This is a genomic window from Peribacillus sp. SIMBA_075 (assembly GCF_046534585.1).
On sequence record NZ_JAWRYN010000008.1, the window covers coordinates 49,454 to 73,736 of the forward strand.

Annotated in this window: 17 protein-coding genes, 5 pseudogenes and 1 riboswitch; of the genes and pseudogenes, 3 read left to right on the forward strand and 19 right to left on the reverse strand. The window is 40.1% G+C overall.

The annotated features are described in order from the left end of the window. Nucleotides 1-256 precede the first annotated feature (256 nt). Entirely contained in the window at nt 257-1,615 is a 1,359-nt protein-coding gene (gene mgtE, locus SB775_RS08795) for a magnesium transporter (RefSeq protein ID WP_410861290.1), read from the reverse strand. 281 nt (nt 1,616-1,896) lie between these two features. Continuing rightward, nucleotides 1,897-2,062, reverse strand: a riboswitch (M-box (ykoK) riboswitch). A 348-nt stretch (nt 2,063-2,410) separates the two neighbouring features. Here mgtE and SB775_RS08800 point away from each other — a divergent pair. Beyond that, nucleotides 2,411-3,748 (forward strand): alpha/beta hydrolase family protein, encoded by a 1,338-nt coding sequence (locus SB775_RS08800; protein ID WP_410861292.1) that lies wholly within the window; start codon nt 2,411-2,413, stop codon nt 3,746-3,748. A gap of 478 nt (nt 3,749-4,226) precedes the next feature. After that, nucleotides 4,227-4,508 (forward strand): annotated as a pseudogene (locus SB775_RS08805) (transposase); the annotation flags it as partial. Here the strand turns inward: SB775_RS08805 and SB775_RS08810 are convergent. Further along, a pseudogene (locus SB775_RS08810) lies at nt 4,505-4,870 on the reverse strand (transposase); the annotation flags it as partial. The pseudogenes SB775_RS08805 and SB775_RS08810 overlap by 4 nt on opposite strands. Nucleotide 4,871: 1 nt before the next feature. Here SB775_RS08810 and SB775_RS08815 point away from each other — a divergent pair. After that, nucleotides 4,872-5,051, forward strand: a pseudogene (locus tag SB775_RS08815) (transposase); the annotation flags it as partial. 223 nt (nt 5,052-5,274) lie between these two features. Here the strand turns inward: SB775_RS08815 and cuyA are convergent. From cuyA to speB, 17 genes and pseudogenes are all read right to left on the reverse strand, one after another. Beyond that, entirely contained in the window at nt 5,275-6,270 is a 996-nt protein-coding gene (gene cuyA, locus SB775_RS08820) for a D-cysteate sulfo-lyase (RefSeq protein ID WP_410861293.1), read from the reverse strand. Nucleotides 6,271-6,374: 104 nt separating this feature from the next. Further along, nucleotides 6,375-6,752 (reverse strand): Rid family detoxifying hydrolase, encoded by a 378-nt coding sequence (locus tag SB775_RS08825; RefSeq protein ID WP_061465969.1) that lies wholly within the window; start codon nt 6,750-6,752, stop codon nt 6,375-6,377. A 98-nt stretch (nt 6,753-6,850) separates the two neighbouring features. Further along, nucleotides 6,851-8,329: an amino acid permease gene (locus SB775_RS08830; protein ID WP_410861295.1), complete on the reverse strand. Its 1,479-nt coding sequence runs from the start codon at nt 8,327-8,329 to the stop codon at nt 6,851-6,853. Between the two features lie 236 nt (nt 8,330-8,565). Beyond that, nucleotides 8,566-10,011, reverse strand: coding sequence for a sigma-54 interaction domain-containing protein (locus tag SB775_RS08835; RefSeq protein WP_410861297.1), 1,446 nt, complete (start codon nt 10,009-10,011; stop codon nt 8,566-8,568). A gap of 62 nt (nt 10,012-10,073) precedes the next feature. Continuing rightward, nucleotides 10,074-11,255, reverse strand: coding sequence for a MalY/PatB family protein (locus tag SB775_RS08840; RefSeq protein WP_061461813.1), 1,182 nt, complete (start codon nt 11,253-11,255; stop codon nt 10,074-10,076). Nucleotides 11,256-11,444: 189 nt separating this feature from the next. Beyond that, entirely contained in the window at nt 11,445-12,878 is a 1,434-nt protein-coding gene (locus tag SB775_RS08845) for an MBL fold metallo-hydrolase (protein WP_410861298.1), read from the reverse strand. A gap of 38 nt (nt 12,879-12,916) precedes the next feature. Next, entirely contained in the window at nt 12,917-14,116 is a 1,200-nt protein-coding gene (locus SB775_RS08850; protein ID WP_410861429.1) for an FAD/NAD(P)-binding oxidoreductase, read from the reverse strand. A gap of 107 nt (nt 14,117-14,223) precedes the next feature. After that, nucleotides 14,224-14,565 (reverse strand): thioredoxin family protein, encoded by a 342-nt coding sequence (locus SB775_RS08855; protein ID WP_410861300.1) that lies wholly within the window; start codon nt 14,563-14,565, stop codon nt 14,224-14,226. A gap of 510 nt (nt 14,566-15,075) precedes the next feature. Next, nucleotides 15,076-15,606, reverse strand: coding sequence for a P-loop NTPase family protein (locus SB775_RS08860; RefSeq protein WP_410861302.1), 531 nt, complete (start codon nt 15,604-15,606; stop codon nt 15,076-15,078). Between the two features lie 183 nt (nt 15,607-15,789). Next, a pseudogene (locus SB775_RS08865) lies at nt 15,790-16,830 on the reverse strand (alkene reductase); the annotation flags it as partial. 274 nt (nt 16,831-17,104) lie between these two features. Beyond that, nucleotides 17,105-18,532 (reverse strand): annotated as a pseudogene (locus SB775_RS08870) (MDR family MFS transporter). 61 nt (nt 18,533-18,593) lie between these two features. Next, nucleotides 18,594-19,166: a TetR/AcrR family transcriptional regulator gene (locus SB775_RS08875; RefSeq protein ID WP_284471676.1), complete on the reverse strand. Its 573-nt coding sequence runs from the start codon at nt 19,164-19,166 to the stop codon at nt 18,594-18,596. A gap of 267 nt (nt 19,167-19,433) precedes the next feature. Continuing rightward, nucleotides 19,434-19,526 (reverse strand): putative holin-like toxin, encoded by a 93-nt coding sequence (locus SB775_RS08880; RefSeq protein WP_289320953.1) that lies wholly within the window; start codon nt 19,524-19,526, stop codon nt 19,434-19,436. A 190-nt stretch (nt 19,527-19,716) separates the two neighbouring features. Continuing rightward, complete coding sequence (locus SB775_RS08885; RefSeq protein ID WP_410861303.1) at nt 19,717-20,706, reverse strand: D-2-hydroxyacid dehydrogenase; 990 nt, start codon at nt 20,704-20,706, stop codon at nt 19,717-19,719. Between the two features lie 92 nt (nt 20,707-20,798). Then, on the reverse strand, nt 20,799-21,677 hold the full coding sequence (locus tag SB775_RS08890) for a class II aldolase/adducin family protein (protein ID WP_410861430.1): 879 nt from the start codon (nt 21,675-21,677) through the stop codon (nt 20,799-20,801). Further along, the gene (locus tag SB775_RS08895; RefSeq protein WP_410861305.1) at nt 21,604-23,043 is read right to left on the reverse strand and encodes a sodium:solute symporter family protein; all 1,440 of its coding nucleotides are present in this window, start codon (nt 23,041-23,043) and stop codon (nt 21,604-21,606) included. Before SB775_RS08895 ends, SB775_RS08890 begins: the two co-directional genes overlap by 74 nt. A gap of 101 nt (nt 23,044-23,144) precedes the next feature. Next, on the reverse strand, nt 23,145-24,143 hold the full coding sequence (gene speB, locus SB775_RS08900) for an agmatinase (protein ID WP_061461803.1): 999 nt from the start codon (nt 24,141-24,143) through the stop codon (nt 23,145-23,147). Nucleotides 24,144-24,283: the final 140 nt, after the last annotated feature.

Below are 24,283 nucleotides of genomic sequence, written 5' to 3' on the forward strand. Positions count from 1 at the left end.
CACTACACGGTTCGCTTCCTGGAAATTTAACGGCCTTTCCCCGTTTGGATACCGAGAAAAGGCCGCAGCTTGAAATACACTATTTTTATTGATCTGCTTGGCAAATGGTCAAGCTCAGCAGCTACTTTCTTTCTTCTTCTTATTTATATCCCTGATTTAAAACGTCAGCCTGGACAGTTTACACTGCAATCATTGAGGCTATGTTCGCCCTTGAAAAAACTTTGCAAACATATGTGAACTTGATTTAATGGATGGTCTACATCAATTTTGAAATAAACATCGTCGCAATTCCAAAGTAAATAAGTAACGAGAGTATATCATTTAGTGTTGTAATTAATGGACCAGAAGCAACTGCGGGATCGATGTTGAGTTTATATAAGATTAGAGGAATGATGGTCCCAGCTAAGGTCCCAATAATTAGGGTCATGACTAACGAACTTCCAACCACTAATCCCAGAACGGGATTTCCCTGCCAAACATAAGCTATGATGGAAATTAATATTCCACAGGTAATGCCTATTATCAATCCAACTTTCAGTTCCCGTATAATAAGTCTGGTTACGACTCCCTTATCCGTATCACTAGTGATTAGGCCCCTTACAACAACAGCTAAAGATTGGGTACCTGTATTTCCAGTCATCCCTGCGATCATCGGCATAAAGAAAGCAAGTGCAACAACTTTGGACAATGTTTCTTCAAAACTGCTTATAATAGTTCCAGACACTAATCCGATAAATAAAAGTAAAATAAGCCAGGGGAGCCGACGATATGCGGCCACATGGGCCTTCGTGTCAAAATCAATGGCTTTACCGGATGCCGATAGTTTTTCAATATCTTCGTTTGCTTCTTTAATGACAACATCAATAATATCATCAACGGTTACAATTCCTAATAACTCATTATTTTTTTCAACAACAGGGATTGCTAAAAAATCATAACGCTCAATAACACCGGCTACCACTTCTTGATCTTCATAAGCCGATACGGAGATCACTCGGCTGTACATAATATCTTTAATTTTTTCAGATTCATCATTTATTATTAAATCCCGATATGAGACAACACCAACTAATTTTTTATCATTATCAATTACATAAAGATAGTTAATCGTTTCCGAAAACTCCGCAAATATTTTAAGTTTTTCAACTGATTCACGGACCGTATAATGTTGGGGGATCCATACAAAACGGTTTGTCATTATTCGTCCCGCTGTTTCAGGGGGATAATTCATGATATTTTGAACGATTTTAGATTCTTCTTGTTTCATGCCTGAAAGAAGTTCTTCAATTTTCCCAGGGGATAGGTTCTCTAACAATGAAGCTAGGTCATCATTATCCATTAAATCCATTACATGCCCGGATTTCTCTATTCCTAATTTACTAAGAATCTTTAATTGATGTACTTTTTCAAGCTCTTGAATCAGTTCAGCGATTTGTTCTGAATTAAGGAACAGCAAGAAACGTGTATGATGTTTTTCTGGGAGTCCCTCAAAAATCCGAGCAATGTCATATGGATGGAGTTCTTCTAATATTGCTTGAAATTCTTTCTTTTTTCCTTCTTTTAAAACTTTTATGATTTGTAAAGTTATTTGGTCTTCTGTCAAGACTTTTATCATTTTTGCCACTCACTCCTTTTTAGGGGAGCAAAAAAATATTTCCTTAATAAGAGTAAAAAAAATATTATTATTCCCCTTCCAAAATCTTGTGTTTATTCAATTTTCACTAAGTTTCGAGTATATCGTCGCGAATAAGGATCCAAATCCTCACCTCCAGGAAAAAAATAAAAACACCTCCATTACAAATGAAGGCGTCAAAAATACGGTATATATGCGGTACATTGTCTGGATGACAAATAAAACAGTCGTATATGACTGAATGACAAATACATAGCATAAATCCAGTTCCTCCATTCGTAGAGCTTTAGCACTGTGTGGCATAGGACAAAGCCAGCTACATTAAAAACCACCTTATGTCGATGGTTTCTGTTGACCCATTGGCGTCTTTCGACATTTTTGGGCAGTAGCGTATCTCCTACACAGGAGCCTCACCTAACGAGGATATTTAATTTACACATCTACTCTAAAAGAGTTTCTTTTAGAAGTCAATGTTTGTTTTATAAAAAATTCTGATATTGACCTAATATCGCTACCGCTATAATTTTTAAAAAATCCACTTTGAGAACAGCACCGTCCTTAAGCATACCGATTTTAGACACAGCCTCATTAGTCATTAAATCTATTATGTACACTTTTATGGAAAAATAAATACCACCTTAAGGGAAAAAATTGGGAATACATATTAATATATATTTATAATGAAGACGGATAGAAGTGATTCAAATATCAATAATGAAAGAGTGACTGAAACAGAAAACGACAATAAAGTTCTAATAAAGAAAGGGAGTTGCTCAAATGAAAAGACCTTTTACGATTATATGTATCATCGTAAGCGCTTTTGTATTAATGGCAGGTTGCAGAATCAAGGAGGCGGAACAGGTGGATGAGAATTTGAAGGAAGTGAGCTCATTGAAAGATATTGAAGGTAAGTGGGAAGGAGATATAAAGATTCCCAATCAACCCCTTCCAATTATTGTTCATTTCACGAAGGAAGATGGAACTATAAGTATTCCTGTACAAGGATTGAACGAATTCCCCTTAACAAGTGTTAAGTTAAGTAAATCAGATTTATTTTTTGATATGAAAATTCAAAATCAGCAAATAACGTTTGATGGGAAAGTCGATCAGGAAAAGATTTCAGGAACATTTGCTCAGAATGGGCAAGAGTACCCCTTTGAATTGCTTAAGAAATCCAATCAGGAAGTTGCAGAAAAAGAATCAGGTGAAGTTGTGCAGGCCGACTTAAAGAACGGAACAATTAATGGCCTTTTAAAAACACCAAAAAATGAAGGCCCTTTTCCTGTGATGATTATAATTGCGGGTTCTGGTCCAACTGATAAAGATGGGAACACCATTGCAATTCCCGGGAAAAATAATAGTTTGAAAATGTTAGCCGAAAGTCTTGCGGAAAAAGGTATTGCAAGCATAAGGTACGATAAGCGCGGTATAGGGGAAAATATGAAATTAGCAGGAAAAGAAGAGGACCTGAGATTTGAACAATATATTGATGATGCAGCTGCTTGGGTTCAATTTGCTAAGAAGGATCGGCGTTTTTCCAAAGTTGGCATCATCGGCCATAGTGAAGGTTCTTTAATTGGAATGGCAGCTGCAAAGAAAACGGAGACAGACATATTCATTTCATTAGCGGGTGCAGGCGAACCTATAGACCAAGTACTTGTTAAACAGCTTGAAGAGCAGTTGACATCGGCGTTATTAACGGAATCCAAGGATATTCTGACAAATCTAAAACAAGGTAAACAAGTCGAGTCTGTCAATGCAGACTTGTATAGTGTATTCCGTCCTTCTGTTCAACCCTACATGATTTCTTGGATTCATTATAATCCGATAGAATTAGTAAAAGAACTAAAAATCCCTGTTCTAATCGTAAACGGGAATAGAGATATCCAAGTGGCGCCCAATAATGCAAAAGCTTTGCACAAGGAAAAAGGCGATTCTGAATTACTTATAATCGAAAAGATGAATCATGTATTGAAAGAAGCCCCTGCAGATCGAGAAGGAAATCTAGCAACCTATACAAATCCTGAACTACCGTTATCACCTGGATTGGTGAATGGAATTCTTGAATTTTTAAACAAACATGACATCACCAGTAATGATGATCCATTAAATTGATATTTGAGAATTGGGTCTCCCGGGGGTTGCAAAAATGTATCAAAGATCAATATTAGGGTAAATACTGAAAGTCCCTAGCTAAGATAAAAAATACAAAGCTTCAGCAAGGGTATTCTTTATTGCATTACCCTGTCAATAATTTGATAATGATAAATTGTATTTTTTAAATAGGAACAGGGAGCCAAATTTATTGGCTCCCTCCTGACTGTAGACAAACTCGATGAAAATCGAGTTTGTCTACAGTTTTTTTGAGGGTTTTAAAAATTCGAACGTTGATTGGAACGTAGGGCACTCGCTTTCCGCGGGCGGTCCGCCCTCGGCGCCTTTGCGCCTGTGGGGTCTCCCTTGGACGCGCTTTTCCCGCAGGAGTCTCGCACACCCGCTCCAATCAACTTTGTTTTAACAATTAGATATAACCGCTTTTGCCTACAGTCTTTTTTGTTTTAAAATAGGAATATTAAAACTTGAGGTGATGACGATGCTTTCGAAACATAATTCTGTTCAGCGAGATCAACTTGAAATGATTACTTTGGATCAACTGGTGCCAGCGAACCATTTGGTTCGTAAAATTGAGGCGGCCATTGACTTCACTTTCATTTATGACTTGGTGAAAGTTATGTATTCAGAGATAGGGCGCCCAAGTATTGATCCAGTTATTTTAGTTAAATTGACACTGACTCAATAAACCTTCGGTATTCGTTCGATGTGTAAAACAATTGAAGAAGTTGAAAAGAATATGGCTTACCGTTGGTTAGGTTTTACATCTTGATGATGACGCAGGTGATCTGCTTCTTCCATATTTTCTTGCCAGATATGGCGCGTCACCACTTTTTGATGGTCTTTGCTTTCTGTACACTGTGATAAAAATGAACATGTCTTACAAATGTGTTTGGGAGATTTGTACTCACGATATCCCTCTTTATTTGTTGTTGAGTACTTTAAAATCTCGCCCTGGGCAAAGGTAACAGTCAAAATGTTCATCGTAAACATACTCATGTTTGCGGAAGAATCCTTCTTTTGTTCGTGGCCGTGTATAGGGTAAAGCCGGTGTGATTTCTTGTCAAAGAGGTAGCTTGTAATGGCTGGTGTTTTATAAGCTGCATCTGCGGCAACGGCTTCAGGCTATGCGAAACGCAAGGAAACGATTGAGCGTGTATTCGCAGATGCAAAAGAAAAGCATGGTATGCGTTGGACTACTTTAAGGGGACTTAAAAAATTGTCGATGCAAGCGGTGCTTACTTCCGCTGCCATGAATGTAAAGAAAATGGTCAATTGGACATGGCAAGGTCCAAAAATGGCCTAACATAGTGGGCTCGTAAGACCCAAGCTCTTAATCTTGAGCAAAATTCCAAGAATATCAAAAGGGGTTCGGAATTAATACATTCCGAACCCCTTTTGTCAACAAACTGCAGGGAGCCAAATTTATTGGCTCTCTCAGTTTGGAGTTTATTCCCTATAAGAGAGGATATCCCCTTGCCCATCTTTCTATTTGTTTTGATGGGTACACTATATAATGTAATTATACTTCAATAAAAGAGGGAAGTATTGGCGTATAACGAAGAGGCGCCGCCAGAGTGTACGAATAGAATGTTATCATCCGGCTTAAATGTGCCTTTTTTTACTAAATCAATGAGTCCCGCTGCCGCTTTACCCGTATAAACCGGATCCAGTAAAATCCCTTCTGTTCTGGCCATGAGCTTGACAGCTTCCACCATTTCAGGCGTAGGTAAAGCATAACCAGGTCCGACATACTCATCAAAACACACAACAGCCTCACGAGAGATTGAATTCGGAACGCCGATGTGTGCTGAAGTTTCTTTAACAAGCTGAAAAACTTTCTCTTCTTGTTCGGCTTTTCCTCTGCTTACGTTTATTCCGATTACCGGTATTTTACTTTGATTTCCATAAAGTCCAGTCACCAAACCTGCATGCATTCCCCCGCTGCCGCTTACACAAACGACAGCATTCACATTGACTCCTTGATCAAAGGACTGTGTCAAAATCTCCTGAGCGCAAGCAACATATCCCGTTGCACCAATGGTATTCGATCCCCCTACCGGAATTATATAAGGTTTATATCCCTCTTCCGTTACCTCTTTAGCTACTTTCTGCATTTCTTTCATCAAGTCTGTTCCATTAGGTACAACCTTGATTTGTTCAGCGCCCAATAAATGATACAGAAAATAGTTACCGTTAAAATCCGGCTCTGGACTTTCTGAAAGGCCCTCTTCCAACACAAGGATGCAATTCATTTTCTCTTTAACGGCAGCGGCTAGTGTTAAGCGGCAATGATTTGATTGAATGCCCCCACATGTAATTAACGTATCCGCACCTTTTTCCATTGCATCGGCTACAAGGAACTCTAGTTTTCTTGTTTTATTTCCACCAGCCGTCAGCCCAAGTAAATCATCTCGTTTAAGATAAATGGATGGGCCCCCAAGCACTTCAGAAAAATGATGTAATTTCTCCATGGGTGTATTTGTTGGTGTATATCGACGTCTCGGGAATTGCGCTAAATTCATATTAATTCTCCTCCTGTATTCTCTGTCTAGGACTACCCTATGTAAAGTAAAGAAAAGAGAATATCAATTTGACGTTCTCTTTTCAATTATTATTATTATTATTATTAGATTATAGCAATTGCTTCGATTTCAATCAAAGCATCTTTAGGTAAACGAGCAACTTCAATCGCACTTCTAGCAGGATAATCATCCAAAAAAAATTCTCCATATACATGATTCATTGCAGCAAAGTGACTCATATCGCTTAAAAAAACCGTTGTTTTTATTACCTGCTGTAAGTTTGCTCCCGCCGCTTCTATAACTTTCTTAAGATTCTCCAATGACACCCTTGTTTGCTCCTCAATATTATCAGGCATTTCTCCAGTTTCAGGATGAATGGGAAGCTGCCCTGAAGTATACACTACATTTCCTACTTTAATACCTTGTGAATAAGGACCGATAGCCTTTGGGGCTTCATTGGTTATGATTGTTTCTTTTAACATATAAACCACCTCTTTTTTTTTTGCAATCCTATTAAAAAACTGAATTGAATTTAATTCTCCTTTGAATAAAACACTTACATTCACACAAGCCTTCCCTCTTATTCTTTGCGCTCAAAATCACACTCCATCAGAGGAACTATTTTTGTTTTCTTAATGATTTTATAACCAAGCCAGAGAAGCAAGAAAATAGGAAGACCTATATACGTCGCTATAATTTCTGCCCAGCTAATTTGATCTCCGTAAAAAAAAGTCTGCCCAAAAATGAAAACCACAAAAAATAATAGCGTGATGACCGGGCCCAGCGGGTACCATTTGGCTTTAAACGGCAATTCATTTAGATCTCTGCCTTGGGCTACATAGGCTTTACGGAAGCGGTAATGACTAACGGCAATCCCGAACCATTTGATAAATCCGGTAAGGGCTGAAGCATTTATCAACCAAATGAAAACTGAACCATTACCAAAAAGGGAAGCCAAAAAAGAGGCAAGTCCTATAAAAGCAGTTGTACAAAGGGCCCACATGGGAATTCCCTTCCTGTTAAGCCGTGCAAAGATTCGTGGTGCCTTTCCTTCTTTCGCCAGTGCCCATAGCATACGTGAAGAAGCATACATTGCTGAATTTGCTGCTGATAAAACAGATGTAAGCAGTACGGCATTCATGACGGAAGCGGCTAATGCCAACCCAGCTCTTTGAAGAACAAGCGTGAAAGGGCTGATAGATACATTTTGAACACCCGATTTAAGCAGGTTTGGATCCGTATAAGGAATAATTAAACCGATAACAAAAATCGTCAACACATAGAAAATAAGGATTCGCCAGAAGATTGACCGAATCGCTTTCGGTACGTTTTTCGATGGATTTTCGGTTTCACCGGCTGCCGTCGCAATCACCTCAGTTCCCTGGAACGCAAAGCCCGCGATGAGCACTACACTAAAGATAGATACAAGCCCGCCATGGAAAGGAGCATCTCCTTGTGTAAAGTTACTGAACCCGACCGCATGTCCTCCCATAATTCCAAAAATCATGGCAACCCCAATAACGAGAAATACGATGATCGAGATGACCTTAATGCCTGCAAACCAGTATTCACTTTCCCCATATGCCTTGACTGATAAAACATTTAAGATTAGCAACAAACCCAGAAATAGTGCACTCCACAAGATAGAAGGTGAGTCCGGAAACCAATACTTCATAATAAGAGTAGAGGCCACCAAATCTGCAGGAACCGTTATCGCGGTTGTATACCAATAGTTCCAACCTAATGCAAAGCCTAATGCAGGATCAATGTACTTTGAGGCATAGATGTCAAAGGCCCCCGGGAGCGGTAAGAAGGCCGATAGCTCTCCTAAACTATTCATAACAAAATAGACCATGATCCCTACCAGAATGTATGCAGTAAGCGCTCCCCCCGGCCCCGCAGTGCTAATCGTCGATCCGCTGGATACAAACAATCCAGTTCCGATAGCGCCACCTATAGCCATCATCGTTAAATGTCTGGATTGCAGCTTCCTTTGTAATGATCCTTTTGAATTTCGCTCTTCTAGGGTGTTACTTATCTCTGCTTCTAATTTCCCCATAGTGTATCCCCCTTTTTACTCATCGTTCAAATACAATTTGTATGCAAGGTTCATCTGGCTGTTATTTCAATAAATCTCTTCATCATTCATTTACAGAACTTTCAGTTATTTTATAAAATATCTCTATACCTTCAGCTTTTATCCTCACCCTTCTAAAAAGGCGAGAAAATGATATGCACTCTCCCGCTTTTATTTTAAGAAACTTTAATTGAGAAAAATAGATATTTTCTATGAAGTTAACATAATTTATATTTTTCCAACTTGCGATAAAGAGTAGAGAGGCTAATCTGTAGTTCCCGGGCAATTTGTTCCTTATCATGCCGATATTTTTCAGCCAGGAAATAGCTCTGGATTACGTCTTTTTCATATTCAGAAATCATTTGTTCTAAACTTAACCCTCTACACTCTACAGAAAGAGGATCCTGTTGAAACAGATAGTCAGGTAAATCATGGAAGGAGACGATATCTGATTCAGCCATATTTGCCATATATTCTACGGCGTTTTCCAACTGCCGTATATTCCCCGGCCAATCATAGCTTATAAGCCATCGTTCCAGCATGGGATCAAATCTCAATGGGTGTCTTTGCATGATCTTACAATGTTTATGCATGAAATGTTCAAGATACAAAGCGATATCATCACGCCGCTCTCTTAAAGGTTTGGTATGGAGAGGGATGACATTGAGACGATAATATAAATCCTCGCGAAAAGTGCCATTCCGCACCATTTCCTCCAGGTTTTGGTGAGTGGCTGCAATCACCCGTACATTAATCTGGATTGCTTTTTTTCCACCGATTCTTTCAATCTCTCTTTCTTGTAAAAACCGTAATAACTTTGGCTGCAAGAAAATCGGCATATCGCCAATTTCATCAAGAAAAATGGTCCCGTTATGTGCTAATTCGAATTTCCCCAGTTTCCCATTCCGCTTTGACCCGGTAAATGAGCCACCCTCATAACCAAACAACTCACTTTCCAACAAGCTCTCAGGAATGGCAGCGCAATTAACTGCCACAAATGAATGCATCCGCCGCTTGCTTTCAAAATGAATCGCTTTGGCAATTAATTCTTTCCCCGTTCCGCTATCTCCCCTGATCAAAACAGTGGAAGGGCTGTTTATAATCCTTTTAGCTTTCTTAATAACATCTTTAAGCCCGGAATCTTTTCCAAGAATGTTTTCAAAAGTAAAAACCTTCGGGGGAATCGGAATCTCTTCTTGAATTTTGCAACCCGGTTCCTTCTCAGGGTCCAGCATTGCTAATTTATTGACCAACAATGTACTAACATAGCGTAAAAACTGTATAAGATTCTCTGATTCTATAATCATTTTCTCCTTTTGTTCATGGGAAAAACCAATCATGCCGATGACGCCAACTGGTTTGTCTTGCTTTACAATAGGAAAACCGATGGTGGCGAGTTCTTTGCATTGATTCACGAATTTACAACTCCTGCACTGCGACTCATCTCTTTTCACGTCGTAAACCACTCCAGGCTCCCCTGTTTCCAATATCATTCTGAAAAAGGAGCCTTCCGGAGCGGTTTTGCCAATGAGATCTTTATAGTAGCCAGTTCCGCTAATGCGAACGCCCTTTTCATCAAGCACGGTTATATCCAGACCAAGGATTCCTGCTGTGTTCTCAGCGTAATCTTGAATAAACTGCTGTATGCCGATAAAGCCTGCCATATTATCCTCCTCTGCTATAACGTTATATGCAATAATAAAATAATTTTATTATTGCATAAATTCTACGCTTTACACAAAGAGGAGATAGCTTTTTCTATGCCATCCAAAGCATTTTTCAACATCGAACGCGGACAAGCAATATTGAGCCGCATGAACCCTTCACCTTCCATACCGAAAATGAGCCCTTCATTCATTGCAACCCTTGCTTTGCGTAACATAAATTCATCCAATTCTTTAACTGAAAAACCCAGTTCCCGGCAATCCAGCCATACAAGGTATGTGCCTTCCGGCTGGATGACTTTAATTTGCGGGATGCTTTTGCTGAAGTAATTCAGAGTGAATTCCAAATTCCCCTGCAAATATTCAAGGAGCTGATCCAGCCATTCTTCTCCGTGTCGGTAAGCAGCCTCTAACGCAACAACGCCAAATATGTTCGGCGAACCAATGGATAATGTATTAAGTTCTCGATCATACCTATCGCGCAGTTGTTGATTTGGAATAATGATACTTGACGTCTGTACACCCATCAGGTTAAAAGTTTTGCTTGGCGCAATGCAGGTAAGAGAATGATTTGCAAACTCTTCTGATATAGAGGCAAAAGGAATGTGAGTATGTGTCTTATAAACAAAGTCACAATGAATTTCATCTGCCACAACGAGAATGTTATGCTTCATGCAAATCTGTCCCAATCTTGTCAATTCTTCTTTGCTCCATACCCTTCCAATCGGGTTATGAGGACTACACAAAATCAACATTTTTACCGTTGAATCCATCTTTGCCTCTAGGTCTGCGAAATCTATGGAATAATGTCCATTTTCAAGCTTAAGCGGGTTGTTTACAATTTCACGGCCGTTCGCTTGAATCACACGGGCAAAATGATGGTATACAGGAGGTTGGATAATTATTTTGTCCCCTTTCTGAGTGAAGGACTGAATCGCCAACGATAGGGCTGGAATCACACCTGGGCTGTGGGTAATCCATTCTTTCTCAATGGACCATCGATGTCTTCGTTTTAGCCAACTTACAATCGATTCCATATAAGAGTCCGGTCTAAGTGTGTAGCCATATACACCGTGCTCCACACGCTGTTTTAATGCTTCGATGATAGGTTGTGGAGACTGAAAATCCATATCGGCCACCCACATCGGTATAACATCCTTTACCCCAAATTGACTTTCAAGTTTATCCCATTTTTCACAATCAGTGTTCAGTCGACGGATTTCTTGGTCGAAATTGTATTTCATCGAGTATCTCTCCTTCTCATGTTCGCTTGTGTACCTTGCCTCTTTATATATGCAATTGCCATGCCAACCCATTTCTTCTATAAAATCTCCTTATACCGCGGTGATTATTTAAAAAATTTTCCATTCTAAGCATTGGCACATTTGCAACTATGGTAAGTATTTTCGCATGTATGATAAAATTCAAAGAATTCATTTAGCATCTCTGGCAGGGCGCAACTTCTGCTGTTTTCTCCATTCCTCATATCCGCCTACAAGGCTTTGTACTTCTTTAAAACCATGAACTTGTAGAAGGCTTGCAGCGATGGCCGATCTTCCGCCGGTTTTGCAATAAACCAAAATTGGTTTATCATTCGGAATTTTGTGTGCCTGTTCTTGTAAATGACCAAGCATCACATGCTTCGCCTGCGGAATATGGCCTTCCTCCCATTCGCCCATGCTTCGGACATCAAGCACATATATATGGTCTGTTTGAATAGCACCATCTAACTTGTCCATTGTCACTTCTTCATACTTCATTACACGCGAATCAATTTCTCCTGCCATCTCATCGATATATGGGTCCATTGTTGCAACGACGTGATCCAATCCAATGGACTGGAGATCATTCACAATAATTTCCACAACATCATTGCTTGCGAGAAGATATAAAGGTCGGTCATAGTCCAACAGCCATCCCGCCCAGGTTATAAATGATTTGTTATAAGGGATATTAATTACACCTTGTATATGCTTTTTGGCAAATTCACTGGCCGGACGTGTATCAATGACAATTCCCTGTTTCGCCCATTCCTGTACAATATCTATTGAAACCTCCATACGAAGTGGTGCTGCTATACTTCGAATTTGCTGCGGACCCTCTTTATTCAACCGCTTCATCATTGAAAAATAAGAGGGTGCCTCCGGCTGTCCAGCCAACAGCGCTTCTATAAAGAGCTCCTCATTATCATATTGCAGTGCCCAATTTGTCCGTTTTTCATATCCGATGGTTGATGATGGGATTGCTCCTAGCGCTTTTCCACAGGCACTGCCCGCACCATGCCCTGGCCATACTTGCAGATAGTCAGGAAGATTTTTAAACTGCTGCAGAGACCGATACATCTTGCGTGCCATTTTTTCCGAGGACCCGTGCACCCCTGCGGCTTTTTCTAATAAATCGGGACGCCCCACATCACCGACAAATACAAAATCACCAGTAAATATCCCGAGTGGATCCTTGGTAACTGTACCCCCATCTGTTATAAGCAGTGATATATGTTCAGGTGTGTGTCCTGGTGAATGAATCACCTCAAAATGGATATTTCCAATCGTAAATACATCTCCATTTTTTAGAAAGCGGTGTTCATACCCAGTTACGTACTCATATTTCCAGTCCGGCCCTCCCTCATCAGATAAGTACAATGTTGCCCCAAGCCTTGAAGCCAGCTCCTGTGAACCAGACAAAAAATCGGCATGGATGTGTGTTTCCGTTACACCCACGATCCTCACACCATTTGCTCTTGCCATTTTTATGTAAGGTTCTACATTACGTGACGGATCAACAATGATCGCTTCGCCAGTAGCTTGGCATCCCACAAGGTATGAAGCCTGGGCCAGTTTCTCATCATAAAAATATTTGAGCAGCATAAATCTTCCTCCTTTTTTTATGGATATCAGAAATGCTATTACATCATACCTTTAAGCATCCCATTCCAATACATAACGGGAAGCAAGTTTTTCTTCAATACATACATACTGAACCTCTCACGGGATTGATCGATTGGAAAGGTTTCTTGAGGCTGTAAATCATAATTGAATTCAGCCAGTATAAGCCGCCCGTATCCAGTAACAAGTGGACATGATGTATAGCCGTCATATTTATGAACCATTTGTTTGGCACGCATTCGATGAAGTAAATTTTGCACAAGCACTGGTGCTTGTTTGCGAATAGCAGCCCCTGTTTTTGACGTAGGCAGGTTTGTACAATCCCCTATGCCGAATATATTGTCAAAGTGTTCATGCTGCAGCGTATATTTGTCCACAGCCAGCCAGCCATTACTAGCAGCAAGGGAACTATTCTTGATGAAATCCGGGGCGCTCATCGGCGGTACCACATGAATCATGTCATATTGCATATTCACGCGCTCTTTTGTATTTAGATTTTCAAATGTCGCTCGTTTTTTATCACCATCAATTTCAATGAGATGATGCATAAAATATGTTGCGATTTCTTTTCGTTCAATTATTTTGTTTAGTGCCTGTTCATATTTTTTTACATTGAATATGGATGGGCTGCCTGAAACAAAAATAACCGAAGATTGCTGGCGAACTCCTGATTTTCTGAAATATTCTTCCGCCAAATACATAATTTTTTGAGGAGCACCACCGCATTTTACCGGAGTGTTCGGATTGGTAAAGATGGAAGTCCCGCCCTTGAAGTTTCGGATCGCCTCCCAAGTGCTATCAACATAATCATAAGAGTAATTACTACATACCCCATTCTTTCCAATACTCTCTTTTAACCCCTTGATTTCATGCCAGTTAATTTGAATCCCCGCAGCGACAACTAAATATTCGTAGTGCAGTTTGTTTCCTGATGCTGTTAAAACAACGTTTTCATCTGGCTGAAATGTGGTAACCGCATCCTGTACCCATACGGCTCCTTTCGGAATAACAGATGCCTCCTCCCTTTGTGTCACAGCTTTGTCAGCTTCGCCAGCTCCTACAAGCGTCCATAAAGGTTGATAATAATGTTTCGTCGCAGGGTCAATGATGGCAATGTTTCCGCTCAGAGTGCGTGATTCACGGAGGAGACGTGCCGCGACCGTAATTCCGGCACTGCCGCCTCCTACAATCAAAATTTTATAATGTGTCTCATTCTTCATCTTTACCATTCTTAATCACCTCATATCAATTTTATAAAGCAGCTCATCAATTTAACGCTTCAGATTGGAAGCGGCACCGAAATCTTTTTCGATGGGCGTCCGCCCAATTAAATGACTTTTCCACTTTCCACTACGATTTGATTGAGAAACTGTTCAACCTCCTCCTGGCTTTTTCCGAGTTTACTTACAAAGCGATTAAGTTCCCTCCCTTCTTGAAAAGCAATAAAGCTTGGGATTCCATACACATCTAGCTTCTCTAATAATTCCGGAAAATGGTCTCGATTTACTGCGATCATATCTATTTTTTCTTTATACGCTTCTTCTACAATTGGCATGAATAAATTGGTATTCTGACAGTCTGGGCACCATTCAACATAAAATTTGGCAACAACTGGTTTTGTTGATAAAATCGCCTCATCAAACTCTTGCTTTGTTTTTATCTCTTTCATAATTACAATCCTCCCTATATTTTGTTCTCAATGCTATACTGATTGTCTTCATTACTTGAACGCTCTTGCTTCAAGATATCTTTTGCAATCCAGAACATACATACATCCACTTCCTGCAGCAAACTTTCCAATAAAGCTTTAGTAATTGGCGATTCATCACTCCCTACTTTCTCTATTTACTCATCATTTATATCAAGCAAAAACCATGCCAACTAATTTTCTCCTGTAAAACCGCTTTGTTTGTACACTTCACTCTTTGGAAATTCCCATTTTTGCTATCATTTATATTAAAAAACCTTTATCATCAGGCTTAAAGCGTTCCTATGACTAGGAAGGCATTTTGCATCTGTGATAAACTCTTCGAACCAATTATTAAAGTGATTACTAACATTTAAAGCTAATAAGTATTTTCCTTAAGTTTCGTATAACTAAATTGACTAGCCTTTCCCTTTATTGCATAAGATAAAGAGCTGATTTCACAGCCCTTTCATGAACCATTCCATCTGTTGATCACCCCGGCTCAGCCTTCCTGCTTAACAAATATTCTTCAATTTCCTGCTTGCTTTTTAAAATAACCATTATCTTTTCAGGCTCACTTCTTTGAAGATCTGCAAGTCTTTTTTTCATTTTTTTCTTACGTGGAAAGTAAGTGGTCATTATAAACTTAACAAACTGCCAGTCCAATTTTTCATAACAGCCCTCACCCATATCAGGTCTTGTTTTCCCTATATAAGACAGCCAACGTTTTACAACACGGTAAAGGCAAACACGGAGAGGGAGTTCCAAATAAATAATCGTATCGGCATGCTCAAAACGTAAGTCAAAAGAATTACTATAATTACCATCCATTATCCACTTGCCATCACTCAATACTTTCTTCTGAGCAGAAATAAAATCCTCTAAAGGAGCTTCCACCCAGCCAGGCCTCCAGTAGAATGTATCCAAATTATGTACATCAATATTTAAATTTTCTCCTAGTCTTCTTGCAAAAGTAGATTTTCCGACGCCCGCGGATACTCCTATAACCATAATACGTTCCATTGATATACCAGCTTTCTGCTTTAGGTATTGGGAATGATTTGTTGTTTCATCATTCTTTCTTCCCTTTAGCTCCATAAGGAAAAGGCGACCCTTCATAATGAAGAATCGCATCAATAAATTGAAAGAAAAAAATGATTGGTTATTTGTACACTGACATTAAAAAAAGGCTATGTTTTTTCTCAATTAAATAAGTTGCCCTAAATGTTTCTTTGCCTCGTAATCAACAAGTTTTTCTTCATGCTTAATTCGTGCCAGATAATCCGGGTTGGCGATAAGCGGACGTCCAATCGCCGCAACGTCAATTGTGCCCTTTTCCAGTGCGGCTTCTGCTGTTTCAGGATCAAGCCCTCCCACACCAACTATAATTCCATCCCAGTGACTGCGTACCAATTCATGCATGGTCAGTCCCCTTGCAATCGGTTTGGTAAATTCCATCGTGGACGGGTGAATCATTTTGACTCCTGTTTCATTAAACGCTTCAATAAATGTTTGGATCGCTGTTTCAGGGTCTTCCCACATGTAAGACGGCTGGTCAATTTTCAAAGCCGAGAAACGAATAAGGGTACGTTCCACTCCAACCGTATCAATAACAGCTTTTAGCACTTCCTTCATAAATGTCAGACGCTGTTTTAAATCACCGCCGTATCGATCCGCCCTTTTATTGGAAGTGTCAGAATTGAACTGGTCTATTAAGTAGCCATGTGCACCATGAATTTCAACGCCGTCAAAGCCAGCATCCATCGCATTCTTTGCAGCTTGTTTATATTGGTTCACTACTTCTGCAATATCCGTCTCTGTCATTTCTTCAGGAATATCAAAAGGTTTTCCGAATCTTGAAACCTTTCCTTCAGCAGCGATAGGAGAAGGGGCCTGCGGAGGTCCTCCTGCAATTTCATGATGGCTTGCACGGCCAACATGCCAGATTTGCGCAATGATCGTTCCGCCTTCAGCGTGTACAGCTTCCGTTACTTTTTTCCACCCATTTATTTGCTCTTGAGTATAAATCCCGGGCACCCCAGGATTACCCTTTGCTCTTGGTGAAATCACGACACCTTCTGTAATGATAAGCCCGATTCCATCTTGAGCCCGTTTTCGGTAGTATTCTACGGTCAGGTCATTCACAACACCAGTTTCGTTATTGGCAAACGACCGTGTCATAGGAGCCATTGCCGTTCTTGTTTTTAAGTTCCATGCACCTATTGTTACAGGTTCCAACAGTTTAGTTATTTTTTTCATTTGAATTCCTCCTGTTAACCACTTTACCTGAGCTAACTTTTAGTAACTATTATTGTGTAAGATTATCCGATAAGTGGTTGATTTTCAAATAATTAACTCTGAATTTAATACCATTTGATAAAAAATGGTATTAAAGACCAATAAAAAAGCACTTATTCATTACCAATAAGTGGATGGTTCTAAATTGCTTTTTTCCAAACAAAAAAGCCAGTCAGAGAAAACCTTTTCCCTACTGGCTAATGGATCTTTTTTCATTACCTTTTTAGTCACGTGCTGTTCTGATAAAAAACGATATGATCAAACCAATGATTGCAAGGACTAGACCGAAAATGAAGGCATCTTGAACGCCTGCAGTCAATGAACCGCTAATGGCTGATGGATCGAACGGATCTTCTGCATTTGCCATATAATTTTTTTGGGATGCTGACATGATGGTAATGGCAACGGTTGTCCCGATAGCTCCCGATACTTGTTGCAATGTATTCATAAGAGCCGTTCCATCCGGATAAAGATTTTTCGGCAGTTGATTCAGCCCATTTGTCTGGGCGGGCATCATGACCATCGAAACACCAATCATAAGGAGAGTATGCATGATGATTACCATAATGATAGCTGTTTCAGTCGTTACGTTCGTCAAAGTCCATAACATGGCAATCATGATAATAAAGCCTGGAATCACTAGTCCTCTTGGTCCGAACTTATCAAATATGCGTCCAGTAACCGGAGACATGATACCATTAAGCACTCCACCCGGTAAAAGTACCAGACCAGCTGAAAACGCAGCTAATGCCAGCCCGGTTTGCAGGTATAGCGGTAAGAGGATCATGGATGACATGATGATCATGAAGGTGATGAAGACGGTTATTAACCCTAAAGTGAACATGGGATATTTAAAAACGCGCAAGTCAATCATCGGTTTATCCATATTGAATTGTCTTACAGCAAACAGGAATAGCGCTATAAGGCCGACAATGAGCGAGGATAGAACTATCGCATTACTCCATCCATGTTCCCCAACAATACTAAAGCCATAAACAATTCCTCCAAAACCAATGGTCGATAAAATAATGGATGGTACATCGATTTTAGGTTTGGTGATTGTTGAAACGTTTTGCATATACTTGAGACCGAATAGTAAAGCAATCACAAAGAATGGCAACGACACCCAAAAAATGTAATTCCATTTCAAATTTTCAATAATCAAACCTGAAACTGTCGGTCCGATGGCTGGGGCAAACATGATCACCAGTCCCATCAATCCCATCGTCGCTCCCCTTTTATGGATCGGGAAAATCAATAAAATGGTATTGAACATGAGAGGCAATAAAAGACCTGTTCCGATTGCCTGGATGACACGAGCTAGCATCAAGATGCCGAACCCAGGTGCAATTGCTGCAATGAGCGTCCCAATGATGGAGAACACCATTGATGCAATGAATAATTGACGGGTATTGAACCACTGAATCAGGAGTCCCGAAACGGGAACCAAAATCCCCAATGTTAATAAATAACCCGTTGTCAGCCATTGCACGGTGGAAGGACTGACATTGAATTCCTGGATTAAATCCCCCAGGGCCATGTTTAAAGCCGTCTCACTGAATTACCCAATGAACCCTGCAATTAAAAATGCAATTAAAATGGGGGTAGTTCTAATGACTTGGTTTTGTTGCTGTGTTGCATCTATAGACATAAAATGATTCCTCCAATTACTGACTGTTCGATGTAAGCATAAAATAATTTTTCCGTATGACTTATTTATTTATCAACAATAATGGTATCTGTTCCGCAATAGCTTGGAGAGGTTTCCCGTTTTTCGCCGTTAAGGATAAAAGGATACCACCCTCAATTAAAGCATTAATTACGATACTCAATTCCTTTGCCCGTTTCTCACTGAATTTCGCCTCGAGTAATTTCTTCACATATATGGATTGCCAATCTTCTATCGCTTCTTGACAGGCCGTTCTTATCGGCTCACTCGTCGTATACGTTTCCGCCGCTATCGTCCCGATTGGCAGTCCTAAAAGATTTTCACTTTCACCAAAAACCTCGGATAATTGAAAAATATGAGCCTGAATCGCTTTAATAGGGTCTTCGATTTCATCAAATCCCCGTTGAATTTCATCTATCACGAATTCTTTTGTATGAATAATCGCCTCTATCGCCAATTCTTCTTTGCCTTTCGGAAAATAATGATACAGCGAACCTTTTGGGATACCACTTTCCTCAATAATATCCTTAAGTCCTACACCATAATATCCACGTATGCGAAAAAGTCGGGAAGCTGCTTCAATAAGAATGTCTTTAGAGTTTCGTTTGTCTGCCATAGCTGGATCACTCCTTTGAATTATATCAACCGGTCCATTAGGACTATACTTGTATATTATTGTTTTGTCAAAGATGACTACCAATGAATGGATGGGGGATTTGCTTACAAACTCATACGAAATACTTATACAACAAAAAGAACACCTTATACTCGGTGTTCTCTGCAAGTTCGAGGAAATCATACCTTCTATTAAATCCCGGTATTTTTTAAAACGCTTCCATTATCAAACACAGCGGCCTGGCTTATCATAAACATATCGTTATCTTCAAGGATTCCTGTCATGATTTTTGAAACCAAGAATAGCAATTACAAACATGCCAAAGCTTAGCATTAGGGAAATAACTTCGAAAGTACCCATTCACACCGCCTCCTTACATCCAGCTTTTCCTGATCAGAGATTGTCCTATACAAGAAAAACATGAAGGCAGCACCTTTTATTCAAAAAAAAAGCAAACCCCAATCAAGGTCTGCCCTCCTACTCCATTCATATCATTGAAAGTTTGAAAGTTCCCATTCGTTGAGAGCTTCTTTTTCATAACCCATTCCTGTTAATAACCAAGTCCTTTTTCCACAACGTTCTTGAGCGGCTTACCGTCAGAAAACAGCTTTAAATTTTTCAGGAATAACTCCATTACACGATCTAGATGTTTGGCAGAGTTGTAAGCATTATGTGGGGATACCATGACATTTTCCAGCTTCCAGAAAGGGTGATCCTCAGGTAAAGGTTCTACTTCAAACACATCGAGCGCCGCTCCTGCGATGTGCCCATTTTTCAATGATTCAATTAAATCTTCATCCACAATCGTATTACCACGGCCGACATTAATTAAATGGCTGCCTTTTTTCATTTTATTTATGCGTTCTTCATTTAAAAAATAAGAAGTATCTTTCGTAAACGGGAGTGCCAAGACTACAAAATCGGACCTAGAAAGGACCTCATCCACTTGATCCATCCCCATTATCAAATCAGCAGGTTCATATTTTCCCTTCCTCTGGGCGGGGTTTCTGCGGCAGCCAATAACGGTCATTCCTAGTCCTTTACATCTCTTTGCTATCTCAAAGCCAATATCACCATACCCAATTATCCCGACTGTTGAATTCTCAAGGTCTTTCACAGGGATTTCAACCCAATTTTTGTTTATTTGATTTCTGATCATTGTCGGCACACCCCTTGCTAACGAAGATAGCATCGCAATTGTATGCTCGGCTATCGGGACAGATGAGCAGCCTTTGACATTAGTGATGATGACATCGCTTTTTTTGATGTCTTCATTCAGCATGGCCTCCACTCCCGCACTGTCTGAATGTACCCATTTAATTTTTGGAGCTTTTTTTAAAATGCTAAGATTATCATGAAGTCCCAGCGTATAAAGGATATCAAACTTTGATAGATCTACTGTTGGCTGCGGTTCAGTTTCGCCGAATTCCCATGGTTCGATAACAACTTCAGAACAAATCTCCTTAAACTCATTGATGTATTTCACTGGTATATCGACCCTGATATAAAGTGAAGGTGCTGTTTTCTTAGAATCGGACATTATTAAACCTCCTCAAGAACCTGCAATCCCTTTTTCCCTCTTTGATGAAAGCAATCCGTTTCATGTTTCGTGTCTATCCCCGTGCTTTATGATCACTTCAAGCAATCCGGTTGCTCTTCTCTAATTCTATCCCAAAGAGGCTGAAAACTCAGCCATCCCTCATATTCAGTTCCCGTTTGTTCTGCAGTTAACTTTGCATACTCCTGTTCTATAAAAATGGGCTTGCCTACAGATTCAGCCATTATCTGTGCTTGACATGAACGTTCCATCGTTATGAACCACCAAGCAGCTGAATCTACAGATTGGCCCACCGTTAACAATCCATGGTTGCGGAGGATGACAGCTTTGTATTGACCTAGAGCCCTGGCAATGCGTTTCCCTTCTTCAGATGCATAAACCACACCAGTAAAATCATCAAATAATGCATGGTCATTGTAAAATTGGCAGGCATCTTGCGTAATCGGATCTAACAGTCTCCCTAAAGAAGACCATGTCTTTCCATAGACCGAATGAGCATGTGCCGCTGCAACTGCATCCGGTCGTGCTTTATGAATTTCCGAATGGATGGCAAAGGCAGCACCATTCACTGAATGTTCACCCTCTACAATATCACCTTTATGATTAACCAATATAAGATCTGAAACGGAAATTTGACTAAAATGCATCCCAAACGGATTGACCCAGAAATGGTCTGTATATTTTGGATCACGGACCGTAATATGGCCAGCTATCCCTTCATCGAAACCAAACTTTGAAAAAAGCCGGAATGAAGCTGCCAGCCGTTCTTTCCGGTGATTGCGCTCTTCTTCCATTGTATTGAATGTTGCGGGTTGAAGGGAAATTGTCTTTGTCATTTTTCTTTCCTCCTTGATTCTTTTTCTGTTTTTTGGTGAACCATCAATTAGCCATGGTGTCCATGTCAGCTTTACCCTTAACCTCTTGCATTTCCTCGCTTTTGTTCTCGAGATGATTTTTCGAACTTAGGAAAGTAAATGTAGTAATGACGACAAAACTAGTAGCGAGCCCGTACAGAATTGGTTGAGTGGAGGATGGTCCATTTATCACCAATCCAACAATAATAACGACCATGCTGGCCAGGATGGAGTAAAATGCGGCTGTAGCCGTTACCCTCTTCCAGAAGAATCCAAGGATGATTGGAAAGAACACAGCACCAGATAAAATTGCGTAAGCTACATCCAATGCAACTAAAATATCCTGAATCCATATCGAAACGATAATAGTCAATACACCAATCGTTAAAGTCGTAATCCGGGATGTTTTTAAAAATTGACGTTCACTCATTCCTGGACCGATATATTTTTTAATGATGTCATTAACAACTAAAGTGGAAGAAGCAAGCAATGTCCCTGAAGCTGTAGACATAAGGGCAGATACCACACTCGCAATGACGACCCCCAATAGACCAGGAGGCAAAGTTTCCATCGCTATACTAGTAAAAGCGTTTTGTGGATTTCCTAAATTAGGAAGGATAATAAAAGCGCACATTCCAATGATACTGATTGCTATCGCATAAAAAACACTATATATTCCCGCTCCAACCGTACCGCCACGAGATATCGCTTTGGTTCGTGCAGTAAAAAGACGCTGCCAGATATCTTGGCCAACAACAACCCCTAAAGTAAATAGTAAGAAGTATTGAAAAATTGTCTCTCCGCCAATGTTGCCTAACTCGAAATGGGATGCAGGGAGATTTTCTTTAAGCGATTCCCACCCTCCTGCCTTAGAGATGCTCAATGGAAGCATGATAAAGAAAATGCCGATCGTCATGATGACGAATTGCACGACATCAGTCATGGTGACTGACCACATACCTCCTAATATAGTATAAAATAAAACGATCCCACCCCCGACTATCATGGAAACCGTTAAATTCCAGCCAGCCAAAACATGTAATATCGTCCCCATCCCAATCACTTGCGTTACAGTCAGCATGAAAGTATAGATAACAGAGACAAGGGCACTAATCAATCTTGTTTGAGAATTGTAACGCTTCTCAAGCATTTCACTGATCGTCAGTACTTTTAAATCAAATATCTTATTTGTTAAAAACAACCCGATAGCGATAATGCCGAGTCCAATCATCACCACTAGCCAAATACCGGATATCCCAAACTGATAACCTAACTTTGCTGTACCTAGAGTGGAAGCCCCCCCTAATATCACAGCAGCTAAACAGGATAAATACATAAAATGCCCTAGATTACGCCCTGCTACAATGAAATCATCTGCCGTTTTTGCCCGTTTGGAGCCGATTACTCCCACAATGATTAAAACAGAAAAATATAGAATCATGATCGATATATCCAAAATATGCATGTACACATCTCCTTTTGGGGTTGTTTTGTTTTATATCGCTTTGTGTTTAAAGAGGGAAGGATTGGATTTCACCGTTCCTCCCTTCAATTCATATGAGAGAACTAGTTGTTAAGCTGCGTTTCCAGATCTCCCGTTCTCTCTTTTTTCTCCAGTTTACCTTTTTTTGCGAGAGCGATGAGTGTGATGAATTCATAGACAATATTAGCTGCGGCGGCAGCCGTGATTTGTCCGTGATCATATGATGGTAAAACCTCAACAAGATCAAATCCTACAAAATCTATATTCGTCAATCCTCTTACAAAGGCTAAAGCATCATCAATGCTGGCCCCTGAAACCTCCGGGGTCCCCGTTCCAGGGGCATAGACGGGATCTAAAAAATCAATGTCAAAAGATAAAAACACCGGGCCCTTCGCGACACGTTCATGAATGACCTCTAGCATCTTTTGGACCCCGATGCGTTTATAATCGTTCGTCGTATAAACCCCCAAACCTAAATCCTGGGCATCCTGAAGATCTTCCGGTCCGTAAAGACCACCCCTCATTCCAATTTGAAGAGATCGCGATACATCGATGAGACCCTCTTCTATTGCCCGGCGAAAAACCGTTCCGTGATTATACTTTTGATCAAAATAACTATCCCAAGTATCGGAGTGAGCATCGAATTGAAGCAAGGCCACTGGTCCATGCTTTTTTACGATTGCGCGTAACTCCCCTAGAGTAATAGAATGATCGCCTCCTAATGAAATGGGGATGATCCCTTTTTCAATGACTGGGGTAAGCTCTTCTTCGATCTTTTTATATGTTTCAGAGATATAACCGGGAATGATCGGAATATCCCCATAATCAATTCCTGATATATAATCAAAAATATTTATATCTTGTTCTGGATTATAAGGGCGTAAAAGGATTGAAAAATCGCGAATGGCTTCTGGTCCGAATCTCGCACCCGTTCTGAATGATTGCCCGGAATCAAAAGGAATTCCCGTAATGACAAAATCCATATGTTCATCTACCTGTTCAACAAATGGAAGCCGCATAAACGTACGTACTCCGCAAAAACGGGGTGATTTGAATGAGTCTTTCGGTTGATACTTCATCATGTAACATCCTCCTAAATTTCAACTATTATTTTCACTACATTGCAATTTCATGATGTTAAATGAACTTCCATCTTTTTTACACTAATAGAGTGGAAATATATAACACCCTTGTTTGGAAGTTCTCTTCTTACCTTTTACAT

What these genes read in the sequence shown, in the direction of transcription:
- speB (WP_061461803.1), bottom strand. Translation starts at nt 24,143, where the DNA reads ATGATGAAGTATCAACCGAAAGACTCATTCAAATCACCCCGTTTTTGC.
- SB775_RS08860 (WP_410861302.1), bottom strand. Translation starts at nt 15,606, where the DNA reads ATGGAACGTATTATGGTTATAGGAGTATCCGCGGGCGTCGGAAAATCT.
- SB775_RS08825 (WP_061465969.1), bottom strand. Translation starts at nt 6,752, where the DNA reads ATGTTAAAAGAAACAATCATAACCAATGAAGCCCCAAAGGCTATCGGT.
- SB775_RS08845 (WP_410861298.1), bottom strand. Translation starts at nt 12,878, where the DNA reads ATGCTGCTCAAATATTTTTATGATGAGAAACTGGCCCAGGCTTCATAC.
- SB775_RS08880 (WP_289320953.1), bottom strand. Translation starts at nt 19,526, where the DNA reads ATGGGTACTTTCGAAGTTATTTCCCTAATGCTAAGCTTTGGCATGTTT.
- mgtE (WP_410861290.1), bottom strand. Translation starts at nt 1,615, where the DNA reads ATGATAAAAGTCTTGACAGAAGACCAAATAACTTTACAAATCATAAAA.
- SB775_RS08800 (WP_410861292.1), top strand. Translation starts at nt 2,411, where the DNA reads ATGAAAAGACCTTTTACGATTATATGTATCATCGTAAGCGCTTTTGTA.
- SB775_RS08835 (WP_410861297.1), bottom strand. Translation starts at nt 10,011, where the DNA reads ATGGCAGGCTTTATCGGCATACAGCAGTTTATTCAAGATTACGCTGAG.
- SB775_RS08840 (WP_061461813.1), bottom strand. Translation starts at nt 11,255, where the DNA reads ATGAAATACAATTTCGACCAAGAAATCCGTCGACTGAACACTGATTGT.
- cuyA (WP_410861293.1), bottom strand. Translation starts at nt 6,270, where the DNA reads ATGAATTTAGCGCAATTCCCGAGACGTCGATATACACCAACAAATACA.
- SB775_RS08830 (WP_410861295.1), bottom strand. Translation starts at nt 8,329, where the DNA reads ATGGGGAAATTAGAAGCAGAGATAAGTAACACCCTAGAAGAGCGAAAT.
- SB775_RS08885 (WP_410861303.1), bottom strand. Translation starts at nt 20,706, where the DNA reads ATGTCCGATTCTAAGAAAACAGCACCTTCACTTTATATCAGGGTCGAT.
- SB775_RS08850 (WP_410861429.1), bottom strand. Translation starts at nt 14,116, where the DNA reads ATGAAGAATGAGACACATTATAAAATTTTGATTGTAGGAGGCGGCAGT.
- SB775_RS08895 (WP_410861305.1), bottom strand. Translation starts at nt 23,043, where the DNA reads ATGCATATTTTGGATATATCGATCATGATTCTATATTTTTCTGTTTTA.
- SB775_RS08875 (WP_284471676.1), bottom strand. Translation starts at nt 19,166, where the DNA reads ATGGCAGACAAACGAAACTCTAAAGACATTCTTATTGAAGCAGCTTCC.
- SB775_RS08855 (WP_410861300.1), bottom strand. Translation starts at nt 14,565, where the DNA reads ATGAAAGAGATAAAAACAAAGCAAGAGTTTGATGAGGCGATTTTATCA.